General features: G+C 52.8%; 9 protein-coding genes. 7 read left to right on the top strand and 2 right to left on the bottom strand.

From position 1 onward, the window contains the following. The first annotated feature begins 5 nt into the window (after positions 1-5). A complete protein-coding gene (gene yfaL / locus ACJHWK_RS00580) occupies positions 6-3,764 on the top strand; it encodes an AIDA-I family autotransporter adhesin YfaL/EhaC (protein WP_021517215.1) in 3,759 nt (1,252 codons plus the stop codon). A gap of 60 nt (positions 3,765-3,824) precedes the next feature. On the opposite strand, the gene ubiG is transcribed toward yfaL, so the two are convergent. Continuing rightward, positions 3,825-4,547 (bottom strand): bifunctional 2-polyprenyl-6-hydroxyphenol methylase/3-demethylubiquinol 3-O-methyltransferase UbiG, encoded by a 723-nt coding sequence (gene ubiG, locus ACJHWK_RS00575; protein WP_000990765.1) that lies wholly within the window; start codon positions 4,545-4,547, stop codon positions 3,825-3,827. 146 nt (positions 4,548-4,693) lie between these two features. Between ubiG and gyrA the strand changes: the two genes are divergently transcribed. The 6 genes from gyrA to ACJHWK_RS00545 all read left to right on the top strand — a co-directional run bounded on the left by gyrA (position 4,694) and on the right by ACJHWK_RS00545 (position 16,747). Continuing rightward, complete coding sequence (gyrA, locus tag ACJHWK_RS00570) at positions 4,694-7,321, top strand: DNA topoisomerase (ATP-hydrolyzing) subunit A (protein ID WP_001281251.1); 2,628 nt, start codon at positions 4,694-4,696, stop codon at positions 7,319-7,321. Positions 7,322-7,469: 148 nt separating this feature from the next. After that, positions 7,470-9,158, top strand: coding sequence for a DUF2138 domain-containing protein (locus ACJHWK_RS00565; protein ID WP_001520882.1), 1,689 nt, complete (start codon positions 7,470-7,472; stop codon positions 9,156-9,158). Continuing rightward, positions 9,155-9,778: a DUF1175 domain-containing protein gene (locus ACJHWK_RS00560; protein WP_001322734.1), complete on the top strand. Its 624-nt coding sequence runs from the start codon at positions 9,155-9,157 to the stop codon at positions 9,776-9,778. The genes ACJHWK_RS00565 and ACJHWK_RS00560 overlap by 4 nt, the downstream gene beginning before the upstream one ends. Before the next feature lie 23 nt (positions 9,779-9,801). After that, positions 9,802-14,316, top strand: a complete 4,515-nt coding sequence (locus tag ACJHWK_RS00555; RefSeq protein ID WP_410234791.1) for an alpha-2-macroglobulin family protein — start codon at positions 9,802-9,804, stop codon at positions 14,314-14,316. Next, complete coding sequence (locus ACJHWK_RS00550) at positions 14,317-15,966, top strand: YfaQ family protein (protein WP_001520880.1); 1,650 nt, start codon at positions 14,317-14,319, stop codon at positions 15,964-15,966. It begins immediately after the preceding gene. Between the two features lie 4 nt (positions 15,967-15,970). After that, positions 15,971-16,747, top strand: coding sequence for a YfaP family protein (locus ACJHWK_RS00545; RefSeq protein ID WP_001225828.1), 777 nt, complete (start codon positions 15,971-15,973; stop codon positions 16,745-16,747). 73 nt (positions 16,748-16,820) lie between these two features. Here the strand turns inward: ACJHWK_RS00545 and atoB are convergent, their stop codons facing one another. Further along, complete coding sequence (gene atoB / locus ACJHWK_RS00540; protein WP_410234788.1) at positions 16,821-18,005, bottom strand: acetyl-CoA acetyltransferase; 1,185 nt, start codon at positions 18,003-18,005, stop codon at positions 16,821-16,823. Positions 18,006-18,017: the final 12 nt, after the last annotated feature.

The following is an 18,017-nucleotide window of genomic DNA, read 5'->3' as shown; positions in this document are numbered from 1 at the left end:
TTAATATGCGGATTATTTTTCTACGCAAGGAGTATTTATCTTTACTCCCGTCAATGATTGCATCTCTTTTCTCTGCTAACGGTGTCGCGGCGGTCATTGATTCATGTCAGGGATATGATATCAAAGCGAGTTGTCACGCCAGCAGGCAAAGCCTTTCAGGCATTACGCAGGACTGGAGCATCGCCGATGGGCAATGGCTGGTTTTTTCGGATATGAACAATAACGCCAGCGGTGGGGCCGTATTTTTGCAACAAGGAGCGGAGTTTTCTCTATCGCCAGAAAATGAAACTGGAATGACTCTGTTTGCCAATAATACTGTCTCAGGAGAATATAATAACGGCGGGGCAATATTTGCTAAAGAAAACTCAACGCTGAATCTTACTGATGTTATTTTTTCCGATAACGTTGCAGGTGGCTATGGTGGCGCAATCTATTCTTCTGGTACTAACGATACCGGTGTCGTCGATTTACGTGTCACTAACGCCGTGTTTCGCAATAACATCGCTAATGACGGCAAAGGTGGTGCAATTTATACCATCAACAATGACGTCTATTTAAGTGAAGTTATTTTTGATAACAACCAGGCATATACATCAACAAGTTACAGTGATGGCGATGGAGGGGCAATCGATGTCACCGATAATAATAGCAATATCACGCATCCGTCAGGTTTCACAATAATAAATAACACCGCATTTACAAATAACTCTGCTGAGGGATATGGTGGGGCGATTTATACCAATAGCGTGACGGCTCCCTATCTTATTGATATTTCAGTTGATGACAGCTACAGCCAGAACAACGGCGTGTTAGTGGATGAGAACAACAGCGCAGCAGGTTATGGGGATGGTCCTTCCACTGCGGCGGGCGGCTTTATGTATCTCGGCTTAAGTGAAGTTACCTTTGATATTGCCGACGGAAAAACGCTGGTTATCGGCAATACAGAGAATGACGGAGCTGTTGACTCTATTGCTGGTACCGGGGTAATCACCAAAACAGGTTCCGGCGATCTGGTACTTAATGCAAATAACAATGACTTTACTGGCGAGATGCAGATAGAAAACGGTGAAGTTACCCTGGGCCGCAGCAACTCCCTGATGAATGTCGGCGATACGCATTGCCAGGACGATCCGCAAGACTGCTACGGTCTGACGATAGGGAGTATTGATCAGTATCAGAATCAGGCTGAGCTAAACGTTGGCTCGACCCAACAAACTTTTGTGCACGCATTGACGGGCTTTCAGAATGGCACTTTAAATATCGATGCTGGTGGCAATGTTACTGTTAATCAAGGCAGTTTTGCTGGCACCATCGAAGGTGCTGGTCAGCTCACCATTGCGCAAAACGGCAGCTACGTGCTGGCAGGGGCACAGTCGATGGCGCTAACTGGCGATATAGTCGTTGATGATGGCGCGGTGCTTACGCTGGAAGGCGACGCGGCAGATCTTGCCGCTCTCCAGGACGATCCGCAGTCGATCGTGTTAAACGGCGGTGTGCTTGATCTCTCTGATTTCGCCACCTGGCAGAGCGGCACATCATACAACGATGGCCTTGCAGTCAGCGGCAGCAGCGGAACGGTTATCGGCAGTCAGGATGTGGTAGATCTTGCAGGCGGAAACAATATGCATATCGGCGGCGACGGGAAAGATGGCGTCTACGTGGTGGTCGATGCGGGCGACGGGCTGATTAGCCTGGCAAACAATAATAGTTACCTGGGCACCACGCAAATCGCTTCCGGTACGCTGGTGGTGAGCGACAACTCGCAGCTTGGAGATACCCATTACAACCGCCAGGTTATCTTTACCGATAATCAACAAGAAAGCGTGATGGAGATTACTGCCAATGTCGATACTCGCTCTACAACGACTGAGCATGGGCGTGATATTGAAATGCGCGCCGACGGTGAAGTGGCAGTTGATGCGGGGGTAGACACGCAGTGGGGCGCACTGATGGCTGACAGCAGCGGGCAGCATCAGGATGAGGGTAGCACATTGACGAAAACGGGGGCGGGTACGCTGGAACTGACCGCCAGCGGTACGACGCAGTCGGCGGTACGTGTCGAAGAAGGCACGCTGCAAGGCGATGTTGCGGATATCTTCCCTTATGCTTCGTCGCTGTGGGTCGGTGACGGGGCAACGTTCGTTACTGGCGCGGATCAGGATATTCAGTCAATTGATGCTACTTCCAGCGGCACTATCGACATCAGCGATGGTACGGTTTTGCGCCTGACCGGGCAGGATACTTCCGTCGCCCTTAATGCCTCACTGTTTAACGGCGATGGGACGCTGGTGAATACCACCGATGGCGTGACGTTGACAGGTGAGCTTAATACCAACCTTGAAACTGACAGCCTGACTTATCTTTCCGACGTAACAGTTAATGGCAATCTGACCAATACGTCCGGTGCGGTCAGCCTGCAAAATGGCGTCGCTGGCGACACGCTGAGGGTAAACGGTGATTATACTGGCGGTGGTACGCTACTGCTCGATAGCGAATTAAACGGCGATGACTCGGCAAGTGACCAACTGGTGTTGAACGGTAATACTGCTGGCAACACGACCGTGGTAATTAATCCCATTACGGGTATTGGTGAGCCGACATCGACAGGCATTAAAGTGGTTGATTTCGCAGCCGATCCAACGCAATTTCAAAACAATGCGCAGTTCAGTCTGGCGGGCAGCGGCTACGTCAATATGGGAGCGTATGACTACACGCTGGTGGAAGATAACAACGACTGGTATCTGCGATCGCAAGAAGTAACGCCACCATCGCCACCTGATCCAGACCCGACTCCCGATCCTGATCCCACGCCGGATCCTGATCCAACACCCGACCCGGCCCCGGACCCTACGCCTGCTTATCAGCCGGTGTTGAATGCCAAAGTTGGTGGATATTTTAATAACCTGCGGGCGGCAAATCAGGCGTTTGTGATGGAGCGACACGATCACGCTGGTGGCAATGGTCAGACGCTGAATTTACGTGTTATCGGCGGAGATTATCATTACACAGCAGCGGGGCAACTGGCTCAGCATGAAGACACTTCTACGGTGCAGCTTAGCGGCGACTTGTTTAGCGGGCGCTGGGGCACGGATGGCGAGTGGATGCTTGGGGCGGTTGGTGGCTACAGTGATAACCAGGGCGACAGCCGCTCGAATATGACCGGAACTCGCGCCGATAACCAGAACCACGGTTATGCCGTTGGTCTGACCTCAAGCTGGTTTCAGCACGGTAATCAGAAGCAGGGGGCCTGGCTGGATAGCTGGCTGCAATACGCGTGGTTTAACAATGATGTTTCCGAACATGAAGATGGCGTGGATCATTACCACTCATCGGGGATTATCGCCTCGCTGGAAGCCGGGTATCAGTGGTTACCGGGGCATGGAGTGGTGATTGAACCACAGGCGCAGGTGATTTATCAGGGCGTGCAGCAGGATGATTTTACAGCCGCTAACCATGCGCGCGTGTCACAATCACAGGGCGATGATATTCAGACGCGGCTGGGTTTACACAGCGAATGGCGTACCGCTGTTCATGTCACACCAACATTAGATCTGAATTATTATTACGATCCCCATTCGACGAAAATTGAAGAAGATGGCAGCACTATCAGTGACGAAGCGGTAAAACAACGGGGTGAAATAAAAGTGGGAGTCACGGGCAATATCAGTCAGCGAGTGTCCCTGCGTGGTAGCGTGGCGTGGCAGAAAGGGAGTGATGATTTTGCCCAGACGGCAGGGTTTTTGTCGATGACGGTGAAATGGTAGCTGCTTTGCGCCCGGCATTGTAGCCGGATGTGGTGCGAGCACCTTATCCGGCTAACAATTTTATTTATTCTGCGTGTGCAGCATATAGTTCACATCGACGCCGGGGCCGAGTTTAAAAGTATTAGTGATCGGGTTGTAATGTAACCCGGTTATATGTCGCTCTTTAAGGCTTGTCTGATCTACCCAGCCAAGCAGTTCTGCCGGTTTTATAAATTTCTTCACGTCGTGCGTGCCTTTGGGCACCATGCGCAAAATATATTCCGCGCCAACCACCGCCATCAGCCATGACTTGCCGTTGCGGTTAAGCGTCGAGAAAAAGACATCGCCGCCCGGTTTCACCAGTTGCGCACAGGCTCTGACCACTGACTGCGGATCGGGCACGTGCTCCAGCATCTCCATGCAGGTCACCACATCATACTGCCCGGCATGTTTTGCCGCGTGCTCTTCCACGGTTTCCTGCACGTAATCCACCTGAATGCCGCTTTCCAGCGCGTGCAGCTTTGCCACCTGCAATGGCTCAAAGCCCATATCCAGACCGGTCACCGTCGCACCTTCGCGCGCCATACTCTCGGCCAGAATGCCGCCGCCACAACCGACATCGAGCACCTTTTTGCCAAATAAACCGCCAGCACGCTCGGCAATATAGCCCAGACGCAGCGGGTTAATGCGGTGCAGCGGTTTGAACTCACCTTCAAGATCCCACCAGCGGGAGGCGACGGCTTCAAATTTAGCGATCTCTTCGTGGTCTACGTTATGGTTTACCGGCGATTTTTCGGCATTCATTGGCACTTCTACTCCGTAATTGGCAAGACAAACGAGTATATCAGGCATTGGATGTGAATAAAGCGTATAGGTTTACCTCAAACTGCGCGGCTGTGTTATAATTTGCGACCTTTGAATCCGGGATACAGTAGAGGGATAGCGGTTAGATGAGCGACCTTGCGAGAGAAATTACACCGGTCAACATTGAGGAAGAGCTGAAGAGCTCCTATCTGGATTATGCGATGTCGGTCATTGTTGGCCGTGCGCTGCCAGATGTCCGAGATGGCCTGAAGCCGGTACACCGTCGCGTACTTTACGCCATGAACGTACTAGGCAATGACTGGAACAAAGCCTATAAAAAATCTGCCCGTGTCGTTGGTGACGTAATCGGTAAATACCATCCCCATGGTGACTCGGCGGTTTATGACACGATCGTCCGTATGGCGCAGCCATTCTCGCTGCGTTACATGCTGGTAGACGGTCAGGGTAACTTCGGTTCCATCGACGGCGACTCTGCGGCGGCAATGCGTTATACGGAAATCCGTCTGGCGAAAATTGCCCATGAACTGATGGCCGATCTCGAAAAAGAGACGGTCGATTTCGTTGATAACTATGACGGCACGGAAAAAATTCCCGACGTCATGCCAACCAAAATTCCTAACCTGCTGGTGAACGGTTCTTCCGGTATCGCCGTAGGTATGGCAACCAACATCCCGCCGCACAACCTGACGGAAGTTATCAACGGTTGTCTGGCGTATATCGATGATGAAGACATCAGCATTGAAGGGCTGATGGAACACATCCCGGGGCCGGACTTCCCGACGGCGGCAATCATTAATGGTCGTCGCGGTATTGAAGAAGCTTACCGTACCGGTCGCGGCAAGGTATATATCCGCGCCCGTGCTGAAGTGGAAGTTGACGCCAAAACCGGACGTGAAACCATTATCGTCCATGAAATTCCGTATCAGGTGAACAAAGCGCGCCTGATCGAGAAGATTGCGGAACTGGTAAAAGAAAAACGCGTGGAAGGCATCAGCGCGCTGCGTGACGAGTCTGACAAAGACGGTATGCGCATCGTGATTGAAGTGAAACGCGATGCGGTTGGTGAAGTTGTGCTTAACAACCTCTACTCCCAGACCCAGTTGCAGGTTTCTTTCGGTATCAACATGGTGGCATTGCACCATGGTCAGCCGAAGATCATGAACCTGAAAGACATCATCGCGGCGTTTGTTCGTCACCGCCGTGAAGTGGTGACCCGTCGTACTATTTTCGAACTGCGTAAAGCTCGCGATCGTGCTCATATCCTTGAAGCATTAGCCGTGGCGCTGGCGAACATCGACCCGATCATCGAACTGATCCGTCATGCGCCGACGCCTGCAGAAGCGAAAACTGCGCTGGTGGCTAATCCGTGGCAGCTGGGCAACGTTGCCGCGATGCTGGAACGTGCTGGCGACGATGCTGCGCGTCCGGAATGGCTGGAGCCAGAGTTCGGCGTGCGCGATGGTCTGTACTATCTGACCGAACAGCAAGCCCAGGCAATTCTGGATCTGCGTCTGCAGAAACTGACCGGTCTTGAGCATGAAAAACTGCTCGACGAATACAAAGAGCTGCTGGATCAGATCGCAGAACTGCTGCGTATTCTTGGCAGTGCCGATCGTCTGATGGAAGTGATCCGCGAAGAGCTGGAACTGGTTCGTGAACAGTTCGGTGACAAACGTCGCACTGAAATCACCGCCAACAGCGCAGACATCAACCTGGAAGATCTGATCACTCAGGAAGATGTGGTTGTGACGCTCTCTCACCAGGGCTACGTGAAGTATCAGCCGCTTTCTGAATACGAAGCGCAGCGTCGTGGCGGGAAAGGCAAATCTGCCGCACGTATTAAAGAAGAAGACTTTATTGACCGACTGCTGGTGGCGAACACCCACGACCATATTCTGTGCTTCTCCAGCCGTGGTCGCGTCTATTCGATGAAAGTCTATCAGTTGCCGGAAGCCACTCGTGGCGCGCGCGGTCGTCCGATTGTCAACCTGCTGCCGCTGGAGCAGGACGAACGTATCACCGCGATCCTGCCGGTGACCGAGTTTGAAGAAGGCGTGAAAGTCTTCATGGCGACCGCTAACGGTACTGTGAAGAAAACCGTCCTCACCGAATTCAACCGTCTGCGTACCGCCGGTAAAGTGGCGATCAAACTGGTTGAAGGCGATGAGCTGATCGGCGTTGACCTGACCAGCGGCGAAGACGAAGTAATGCTGTTCTCCGCCGAAGGTAAAGTGGTGCGCTTTAAAGAGTCTTCTGTCCGTGCGATGGGCTGCAACACCACCGGTGTTCGCGGTATTCGTTTAGGCGAAGGCGATAAAGTCGTCTCTCTGATCGTGCCTCGTGGCGATGGCGCAATCCTCACCGCAACGCAGAACGGTTATGGTAAACGTACCGCAGTGGCGGAATACCCGACTAAGTCGCGTGCGACGAAAGGGGTTATCTCCATCAAGGTTACCGAACGTAACGGTTTAGTGGTTGGCGCGGTGCAGGTAGATGACTGCGACCAGATCATGATGATCACCGATGCCGGTACGCTGGTACGTACTCGCGTTTCGGAAATCAGCATCGTGGGCCGTAACACCCAGGGCGTGATCCTCATCCGTACTGCGGAAGATGAAAACGTAGTGGGTCTGCAACGTGTTGCTGAACCGGTTGACGAGGAAGATCTGGATACCATCGACGGCAGTGCCGCGGAAGGGGACGATGAAATCGCTCCGGAAGTGGACGTTGACGACGAGCCAGAAGAAGAATAATTTTACTTCTTCATGCCAAAAGGGAGCTATCTCCCTTGTTTGAATTGAAAAGTCCAGGCTGCAAAGTCTGGGCTTTTGTCGTATTAGGGCGCGGTAAAGTTTTGCTGTGCTCGTAAAAAATGGCTGGCTATACACAAGGAATGTGGCAATGAGTGGTGAAAAAAAGGCGAAAGGCTGGCGGTTCTATGGTCTTGTAGGTTTTGGCGCAATAGCACTGCTTTCCGCTGGCGTCTGGGCGTTGCAATATGCTGGCAGTGGGCCAGAAAAAACGTTGTCGCCGCTGGTGGTGCACAACAATCTGCAAATCGATCTCAATGAGCCGGACCTCTTTCTCGACAGCGACTCTCTGAGCCAGCTTCCCAAAGATCTCCTTACCATTCCGTTTCTCCACGATGTTCTGAGTGAAGATTTCGTTTTCTATTATCAGAATCATGCCGATCGTCTGGGCATTGAAGGCAGCATTCGCCGCATTGTCTATGAACACGATCTCACGCTGAAAGATAAGCTCTTTTCTTCACTCTTAGATCAGCCCGCGCAGGCGGCGCTATGGCACGATAAACAAGGCCATCTTTCACATTACATGGTGCTGATCCAGCGCAGTGGTTTAAGCAAACTGCTGGAGCCATTGTTGTTTGCCGCTACCAGCGACAGCCAGTTAAGCAAAACGGAAATCAGTAGTATTAAGCTAAATAGTGAAACCATCCCGGTTTATCAGTTGCGCTATAACGGCAATAACGCCCTGATGTTCGCGACTTATCAGGACAAGATGTTGGTATTTTCCAGCACGGATATGCTGTTTAAAGATGACCAGCAGGATACCGAAGCCACGGCGATCGCAAGTGATTTGTTGAGCGGTAAAAAACGCTGGCAAGCCAGCTTTGGCCTGGAAGAGCGTGCTGCTGAAAAAACGCCAGTACGCCAGCGCATCGTGGTCAGCGCCAGGTTGCTGGGGTTTGGCTACCAGCGATTAATGCCTTCTTTTGCTGGCGTACGCTTCGAAATGAGCAACGACGGCTGGCATAGCTTTGTGGCGTTAAATGATGAATCCGCCAGCGTAGATGCCAGTTTCGATTTTACGCCGGTATGGAACAGTATGCCTGCCGGGGCCAGCTTCTGTGTGGCGGTGCCGTATTCGCATGGTATTGCCGAAGAGATGCTTTCGCACATCAGCCAGGAAAACGACAAGCTGAACGGGGCGTTAGATGGTGCAGCCGGGCTGTGCTGGTATGAAGACTCAAAATTACAAACCCCGTTATTTGTTGGTCAATTTGATGGCTCAGCCGAACAGGCACAACTGCCTGGGAAACTGTTTACGCAAAATATTGGTGCGCACGAAAGCAAAGCGCCAGAAGGTGTTTTGCCGGTAAACCAGACTCAGCAGGGCGAAGCGCAAATCTGGCGTCGCGAAGTGAGTTCCCGATACGGTCAGTATCCGAAAACACAGGCGGCGCAACCCGATCAATTAATGTCGGATTATTTTTTCCGCGTGTCGCTGGCGATGCAAAACAAAACGCTGCTTTTCTCCCTCGATGACACGCTGGTTAATAACGCCCTGCAAACACTGAATAAAACCCGTCCGGCAATGGTGGATGTAATACCCACTGATGGCATCGTTCCGCTCTATATCAATCCACAAGGCGTGGCGAAACTGCTGCGTAACGAAACGTTGACCAGTCTGCCGAAGAATCTCGAACCGGTTTTTTATAACGCCGCACAAACTTTATTAATGCCGAAGCTGGACGCTTTATCTCAACAACCGCGTTATGTCATGAAGCTGGCCCAGATGGAACCCGGTGCCGCCTGGCAGTGGCTACCCATAACCTGGCAGCCGCTATGAGGCACGGGCTGCTGGCGCTGATTTGCTGGCTGTGTTGTGTTGTTGCCCATAGCGAAATGCTGAATGTCGAACAGTCGGGGCTGTTTCGCGCCTGGTTTGTGCGCATTGCACAGGAACAGCTCCGCCAGGGGCCAAGTCCGCGCTGGTATCAGCAGGATTGTGCGGGCCTGGTGCGATTTTCGGCGAACGAGGCGCTGAAAATTCACGACAGCAAATGGCTAAAAAGTAACGGTATAGCAAGTCAGTATTTGCCGCCTGAAATGACGCTAACACCTGAACAGCGTCAACTGGCGCAAAACTGGAATCAGGGGAACGGGAAAACCGGCCCCTACGTGACCGCGATTAATTTGATTCAGTACAACAGCCAGTTTATTGGCCAGGACATAAACCAGGCGCTGCCTGGCGATATGATTTTTTTCGATCAGGGCGATGCCCAGCACTTAATGGTCTGGATGGGGCGTTACGTCATCTACCACACCGGAAGCGCCACGAAAACTGACAACGGAATGCGCGCAGTCAGTCTGCAACAACTTATGACATGGAAGGACACCCGATGGATACCCAACGATTCCAATCCCAATTTCATTGGCATTTATCGTTTAAATTTTCTGGCGCGATAGCAGCGTGCTTGTCCCTGTCTCTTGTGGGAACAGGGCTTGCCAATGCTGATGATTCGCTTCCTTCCAGCAACTATGCGCCGCCCGCCGGGGGAACATTCTTTTTGCTCGCTGACAGCAGTTTTAGCAGCAGTGAAGAGGCGAAAGTGCGACTGGAAGCGCCGGGGCGTGATTATCGACGCTATCAGATGGAAGAGTACGGCGGCGTGGACGTTCGCCTGTATCGTATTCCTGACCCGATGGCATTTTTGCGCCAGCAGAAAAACCTGCATCGCATTGTGGTGCAACCGCAATATTTGGGCGACGGGCTGAACAATACGCTGACCTGGCTGTGGGATAACTGGTACGGCAAATCTCGCCGCGTGATGCAGCGTACTTTCTCTTCTCAGTCACGGCAGAATGTGACTCAGGCGTTACCCGAATTACAGCTCGGTAATGCCATTATTAAACCTTCCCGTTATGTACAGAACAGCCAGTTTTCCCCGCTGAAAAAATATCCACTGGTGGAACAGTTCCGTTACCCATTATGGCAGGCTAAACTGGTCGAGCCGCAGCAAGGGGTAAAACTGGAAGGCGCATCCAGCAATTTCATCTCGCCGCAGCCGGGCAACATCTATATTCCTCTCGGCAAACAAGAGCCGGGACTGTACCTCGTCGAGGCGATGGTTGGTGGGTATCGGGCGACGACGGTGGTGTTTGTTTCCGATACCGTGGCGCTTAGCAAAGTGTCAGGTAACGAGCTTCTGGTGTGGACCGCGGGTAAAAAACAGGGTGAAGCGAAGCCCGGCTCAGAGATCTTGTGGACTGACGGTCTTGGCGTGATGACCCGCGGTGTGACCGATGACAGCGGTACCTTGCAGTTACAACATATATCGCCGGAACGTTCATACATTCTGGGTAAAGATGCTGAAGGCGGCGTTTTTGTCTCCGAGAATTTTTTCTACGAAAGCGAAATTTACAACACCCGCTTGTATATCTTCACCGACCGCCCTCTGTATCGCGCAGGCGATCGTGTTGATGTCAAAGTGATGGGCCGCGAGTTCCACGACCCGTTGCATTCATCCCCCATCGTTAGCGCCCCGGCGAAGCTTTCAGTGCTGGACGCCAACGGCAGTCTGTTGCAAACCATCAATGTCACGCTGGATGCGCGTAATGGCGGGCAGGGGAGTTTCCGCCTGCCAGAAAATGCCGTTGCCGGAGGTTATGAGTTACGTCTTGCTTACCGCAATCAGGTCTATAGCAGTAGTTTTCGCGTAGCCAACTATATCAAGCCACATTTCGAGATTGGTTTAGCTCTCGACAAAAAAGAGTTCAAAACTGGCGAAGCGGTCAGCGGCAAACTGCAACTGCTCTACCCGGATGGCGAGCCGGTAAAAGATGCCCGTGTGCAGTTAAGTTTGCGCGCTCAGCAATTATCAATGGTCGGTAACGATTTGCGTTATGCCGGACGTTTCCCGGTGTCGCTGGAAGGCAGTGAAACGGTGTCCGACGATAGCGGTCATGTGGCGTTAAATCTCCCCGCCGCTGATAAACCAAGCCGTTATTTGTTAACCGTCTCCGCCAGTGACGGCGCGGCGTATCGAGTTACCACTACCAAAGAGATCCTCATTGAACGCGGCCTGGCGCATTACTCTTTAAGTACCGCCGCACAATACAGTTATAGCGGCGAGTCGGTTGTGTTCCGTTATGCCGCGCTGGAATCTTCAAAACAGGTTCCTGTTACGTATGAATGGTTGCGTCTCGAAGACCGCACGAGCCACAGCGGAGATCTACCTTCTGGTGGCAAATCCTTTACCGTCAATTTCGATAAACCGGGTAACTACAATCTGACGTTACGCGATAAAGACGGCTTAACTCTCGCCGGGTTAAGCCATGCAGTCAGCGGTAAGGGCAGCACGTCGCATACTGGTACGGTAGATATCGTGGCAGATAAAACGCTGTACCAGCCTGGCGAAACCGCGAAGATGCTGATTACCTTCCCGGAGCCAATTGATGAAGCATTATTGACGCTGGAACGCGATCGCGTTGAACAGCAGTCGCTGCTTTCGCATCCGGCAAACTGGCTGACGTTACAACGTTTAAACGATACCCAGTATGAAGCCCGCGTACCGGTGAGCAATTCCTTTGCGCCTAACATCACTTTTTCGGTGCTGTATACCCGTAACGGTCAGTACAGTTTTCAGAACGCCGGGATCAAAGTTGCCGTTCCCCAGCTGGATATCCGGGTGAAAACGGACAAAACCCATTACCAGCCCGGTGAACTGGTCAATGTCGAATTAACCTCGTCGCTGAAAGGTAAACCTGTTTCTGCGCAGCTAACGGTTGGCGTGGTCGATGAAATGATCTACGCGCTGCAACCGGAAATCGCGCCGAATATCGGCAAATTTTTCTATCCGCTGGGGCGTAACAATGTGCGTACCAGCTCCAGTCTGTCGTTTATCAGCTACGACCAGGCGCTCTCCAGCGAGCCGGTTGCGCCTGGCGCGACCAACCGCAGCGAGCGGCGAGTAAAAATGCTTGAACGTCCACGGCGTGAAGAGGTGGATACCGCGGCATGGATGCCGTCACTCACAACCGATAAACAAGGCAAAGCGTATTTTACGTTCCTGATGCCTGATTCGTTAACCCGTTGGCGCATTACAGCCAGAGGGATGAACGGCGACGGGCTGGTCGGGCAGGGGCGTGCTTATCTTCGTTCGGAAAAAAATCTCTACATGAAGTGGAGTATGCCAACGGTGTATCGCATGGGCGACAAACCGGCAGCAGGACTGTTTATCTTCAGTCAGCAGGATAACGAACCGGTGGCGCTGGTGACTAAGTTTGCAGGCGACGAGATGCGCCAGACGCTGACACTGCACAAAGGGGCGAATTATATTTCGCTGGCGCAGAACATTCAGCAATCTGGCTTGTTAAGCGCAGAACTGCAACAAAATGGGCAAGTGCAGGACAGCATTAGCACAAAACTGTTTTTTGTGGATAACAGCTGGCCCGTTGAACAGCAGAAAAATGTCATGCTCGGCGGTGGCGATAACGCGCTGATGTTGCCCGAGCAGGCGAGCAATATCCGGCTACAAAGTAGCGAAACGCCGCAGGAGATTTTCCGTAACAATCTTGATGCGTTAGTCGATGAACCGTGGGGTGGCGTGATCAACACCGGTAGCCGTCTGATCCCGCTCAGTCTCGCCTGGCGTTCGCTTGCCGATCATCAAAGTGCCGCCGCTAACGACATTCGTCAGATGATTCAGGATAACCGTCTGCGGCTGATGCAACTGGCGGGGCCCGGTGCGCGCTTTACCTGGTGGGGGGAAGATGGCAATGGCGACGCCTTCCTGACGGCATGGGCATGGTACGCCGACTGGCAGGACAGCCAGGCGCTCGGCGTAACGCAACAACCGGAATACTGGCAGCATATGCTCGACAGCTACGCGGAGCAGGCAGATAACATGCCGTTATTGCATCGCGCGCTGGTGCTGGCGTGGGCACAGGAGATGAATCTGCCGTGCAAAACGTTGTTGAAAGGGTTGGATGAAGCTATCGCCCGGCGCGGAACTAAAACTGAAGATTTCTCTGAGGAAGACACCCGCGATATCAATGACAGCCTGATCCTCGATACACCGGAATCTCCACTGGCAGATGCGGTGGCACACGTCTTAACCATGATGTTGCTGAAAAAAGCGCAGTTGAAGTCCACTGTGATGCCACAGATTCAGCAATACGCGTGGGATAAAGCGGCAAACAGCAATCAGCCGCTGGCGCACACAGTTGTGCTGCTCAATAGCGGGGGCGACGCTACCCAGGCGGCTGCTATTTTAAGTGGTTTGACCGCTGAGCAATCCACTATTGAACGCGCGCTGGCCATGAACTGGCTGGCGAAATATATGGCGACAATGCCTCCAGTTGTTTTGCCTGCGCCTGCGGGCGCATGGGCCAAACATAAGTTAACTGGAGGGGGCGAATACTGGCGTTGGGTTGGTCAGGGCGTGCCGGACATTCTCTCTTTTGGTGACGAATTATCGCCGCAAAATGTGCAGGTCCGCTGGCGTGAACCGGCAAAAACGACTCAACAAAGTAACATTCCGGTGACCGTTGAACGCCAGTTGTATCGGCTTATCCCCGGTGAAGAAGAGATGAGCTTTACTCTGCAGCCGGTGACCAGCAATGAGATTGACAGCGATGCGCTGTATCTCGATGAAATTACGCTTACCAGCGAGCAGGATGCCGTTCTGCGCTACGGTCAGGTGGAAGTACCGCTCCCGCCGGGAGCCGATGTTGAGCGCACAACATGGGGCATTTCGATCAATAAACCCAACGCCGCGAAACAGCAGGGGCAATTGCTGGAAAAAGCGCGAAATGAAATGGGCGAACTGGCCTATATGGTGCCGGTGAAAGAACTGACGGGAACGGTCACTTTCCGCCATTTGCTGCGCTTCTCGCAAAAAGGGCAATTCGTTCTGCCTCCTGCTCGTTATGTGCGTTCCTATGCACCTGCACAGCAAAGTGTTGCGGCAGGGAGTGAATGGACCGGGATGCAGGTGAAATAAGTGAACTGGCGCAGAATCGTCTGGCTATTGGCGTTGGTTACTCTGCCAACGCTTGCGGAGGAGACGCCGTTACAACTGGTGCTGCGCGGTGCGCAGCACGATCAACTGTATCAGCTGTCGTCATCAGGCGTGACCAAAGTCTCAGCATTACCTGACATGCTCACCACGCCGTTAGGGAGTTTGTGGAAACTGTATGTTTACGCCTGGCTGGAGGATACCCATCAACCGGAGCAGGCCTACCAGTGTCGTGGAAACTCCCCGGAAGAGGTTTATTGTTGTCAGGCTGGGGAGAGCATAACGCGCGATACCGCGCTGGTACGTTCCTGTGGGCTCTATTTTGCGCCGCAGCGGTTGCATATTAGCGCAGATATGTGGGGGCAATACTGGCAACAGCGTCAGGCACCTGCGTGGTTAGCGTCTCTTACTACGCTGAAGCCAGAAACCTCGGTAACGGTTAAATCGCTGCTTGATTCATTAGCGACGTTACCTGCGCAAAACAAAGCTCAGGAAGTCTTACTGGATGTGGTGCTGGACGAGGCGAAAATCGGTGTCGCATCCATGCTCGGTAGTCGGGTACGGGTGAAAACCTGGAGCTGGTTTGCCGATGATAAACAGGAAATCCGTCAGGGTGGTTTTGCCGGCTGGTTAACCGATGGTACACCGCTGTGGGTTACTGGCAGTGGCACCAGCAAAACGGTACTGACCCGTTATGCGACGGTGCTTAATCGAGTTTTGCCAGTGCCGACGCAGGTTGCCAGTGGGCAATGTGTAGAGGTGGAACTGTTTGCCCGCTATCCGCTGAAGAAAATCACAGCGGAAAAGAGTACGACGGCAGTAAAACCCGGCGTACTTAATGGGCGCTATCGTGTGACGTTTACTAATGGTAACCACATTACGTTTGTCAGCCACGGTGAGACGACCTTACTGAGCGAAAAGGGCAAACTGAAATTGCAGTCGCATCTTGATCGTGAAGAGTACGTTGCCAGAGTTCTGGATCGCGAGGCGAAAAGTACGCCCCCTGAGGCAGCGAAAGCCATGACCGTGGCGATTCGCACTTTTTTACAGCAAAACGCCAATCGGGAAGGCGATTGCCTGACCATCCCCGACAGTAGCGCCACGCAGCGTGTTTCTGCTTCGCCAGCGACCACGGGGGCGCGAACGATGACCGCCTGGACGCAGGATCTCATCTATGCGGGCGATCCGGTTCATTATCACGGCAGTCGCGCTACCGAAGGGACGCTTTCCTGGCGGCAAGCCATGGCCCAGGCGGGGCAGGGGGAGCGTTACGACCAGATACTCGCGTTTGCTTATCCCGACAACAGCCTTAGCCGCTGGGGAGCGCCACGCTCAACCTGCCAGTTATTACCCAAAGCGAAAGCCTGGCTGGCGAAAAAAATGCCGCAGTGGCGGCGTATATTACAAGGTGAGACGGGGTACAACGAACCAGACGTGTTTGCGGTTTGCCGTTTAGTCTCAGGTTTCCCCTATACCGTTCGGCAGCAGAAACGGCTGTTTATTCGTAACTTCTTTACGCTTCAGGATCGGCTCGATTTAACCCATGAGTATCTGCATCTGGCCTTTGATGGTTATCCCACCGGGCTTGATGAGAACTATATCGAAACGCTGACCCGACAATTATTAATGGACTAATGCTATGCGAAAGATTTTTCTTCCGTTGTTACTGGTGGCGCTTTCGCCTGTTGCCCATGGCGAAGGTGTGCAGGAAGTCGAGATTGATGCACCGCTCTCTGGCTGGCATCAGGCAGAGGGCGAAGATGCCAGTTTTTCACAATCGATCAATTACCCGGCGTCGTCCGTCAACATGGCAGATGATCAAAATATCTCAGCGCAGATCCGCGGCAAAATAAAGAATTATGCTGCGGCGGGTAAAGTTCAGCAGGGCCGGCTGGTGGTCAACGGTGCCAGTATGCCGCAGAGAATTGAATCCGATGGTTCATTTGCACGCCCTTATATTTTCACTGAAGGCAGCAACAGCGTGCAGGTCATCAGCCCGGATGGGCAAAGCCGACAAAAAATGCAGTTTTACTCAACGCCGGGCGCTGGAGCGATCCGCGCGCGTTTACGGCTGGTTCTCTCCTGGGACACGGACAATACCGATCTCGACCTTCACGTTGTTACGCCCGATGGCGAACACGCCTGGTACGGTAACACCGTGCTGAAAAACAGTGGTGCACTGGATATGGATGTCACGACGGGGTACGGACCCGAGATTTTCGCCATGCCAGCGCCAGTTCACGGACGTTATCAGGTGTATATCAACTACTATGGCGGACGCAGCGAAACGGAATTGACGACCGCCCAACTGACGTTGATCACCGATGAAGGATCGGTCAATGAGAAACAGGAAACATTTATTGTACCGATGCGTAATGCTGGCGAGCTGACGCTGGTGAAAAGTTTTGACTGGTGATTAATGGGGTTACCTTCGCCGTCGATGTTCAAGAAAACGCCCGATAACTTTCGCTATCGGGTGTTTTTATTGATTAATTCAACCGTTCAATCACCATCGCAATTCCCTGGCCGCCACCAATGCACAGTGTTGCCAGCCCCAGCGTTTTATCGCGTGCCTGCATGGCATGTAATAGTGTGACCAGAATACGAGCACCACTGGCACCGATAGGATGCCCGAGCGCGATGGCCCCGCCGTTGACATTCACTTTCTCAGAATCAAAGCCCAGGGTTTTCCCAACGGCAAGGAACTGCGCGGCAAATGCTTCATTAGTCTCAATGAGATCAATATCCGCCAGTTGCAGCCCCGCCAGTTGTAACGCTTTTTGCGTGGCAGGTACTGGCCCCATACCCATCAATGCGGGGGGCACGCCACCGCTGGCATAACTTTTAATGCGAGCCAGGGGGGTAAGGCCTGCTGCCAGCGCCGCAGATTCTTCCATAATCACCAGAGCGGCAGCACCGTCGTTAATACCAGACGCGTTCCCGGCGGTGACTGTTCCTGCTTTATCGAAGGCCGGGCGCAATGCGCCTAACGCTTCAGTCGTAGAATCCGCTTTCGGGAATTCGTCTTGACTGAAGACGAAGGTTTTCTTCCGAGTGACAACATTTACCGGGACGATTTCGGCTGTAAAAGCACCGGACTCAATTGCGGCTGCCGCTTTACGCTGTGAATGTAGCGCCAGTTCATCCTGCATTTCTCGGGTAATTCCGTACTCTTTGGCCACGTTCTCGGCGGTAATCCCCATATGATAACCATGGGTGGCGCACATCAGACCATCGCGCAGGATTACGTCATAAACCAGTCCGTCTCCAAGACGATAACCAGAGCGTGCTTTTGCATCGAGTAAGTAGGGCGCTAAACTCATATTTTCCATACCCCCCGCCACAATGCTTTGCGCCTGACCTGCCTGAATTGCCTGGGCGGCAAGCGCCACACTTTTAAGACCCGAACCACACACTTTATTGACCGTGAATCCGCACACCGTTTCTGCCAGCCCGCTTTTTAACAGTGCCTGACGTGCCGGATTTTGCCCCAACCCGGCTTGCAACACGTTACCCATAATCACTTCATCAATGTGTAGTGAATCGATTTTTGCACGTTCAATGGCGGCTTTAATTACTGTCGCCCCCAGGTCGATGGCGCTGGTGGAAGCGAGTGAACCGTTAAAACTACCGATAGCAGTACGTACCGCACTGACGATGACACAATTTTTCATTTTTTATTCCTT

The organism is Escherichia sp. WS547, from assembly GCF_046486065.1.
Lineage (GTDB): Bacteria > Pseudomonadota > Gammaproteobacteria > Enterobacterales > Enterobacteriaceae > Escherichia > Escherichia coli.
This window is presented reverse-complemented; position numbering and strand designations above follow the sequence as displayed.

Excerpts from the sequence above, each read along its gene's own strand:
- ACJHWK_RS00545 (WP_001225828.1), top strand. The coding sequence starts at position 15,971 with ATGCGAAAGATTTTTCTTCCGTTGTTACTGGTGGCGCTTTCGCCTGTT.
- ubiG (WP_000990765.1), bottom strand. The coding sequence starts at position 4,547 with ATGAATGCCGAAAAATCGCCGGTAAACCATAACGTAGACCACGAAGAG.
- atoB (WP_410234788.1), bottom strand. The coding sequence starts at position 18,005 with ATGAAAAATTGTGTCATCGTCAGTGCGGTACGTACTGCTATCGGTAGT.
- yfaL (WP_021517215.1), top strand. The coding sequence starts at position 6 with ATGCGGATTATTTTTCTACGCAAGGAGTATTTATCTTTACTCCCGTCA.
- ACJHWK_RS00560 (WP_001322734.1), top strand. The coding sequence starts at position 9,155 with ATGAGGCACGGGCTGCTGGCGCTGATTTGCTGGCTGTGTTGTGTTGTT.
- ACJHWK_RS00565 (WP_001520882.1), top strand. The coding sequence starts at position 7,470 with ATGAGTGGTGAAAAAAAGGCGAAAGGCTGGCGGTTCTATGGTCTTGTA.
- gyrA (WP_001281251.1), top strand. The coding sequence starts at position 4,694 with ATGAGCGACCTTGCGAGAGAAATTACACCGGTCAACATTGAGGAAGAG.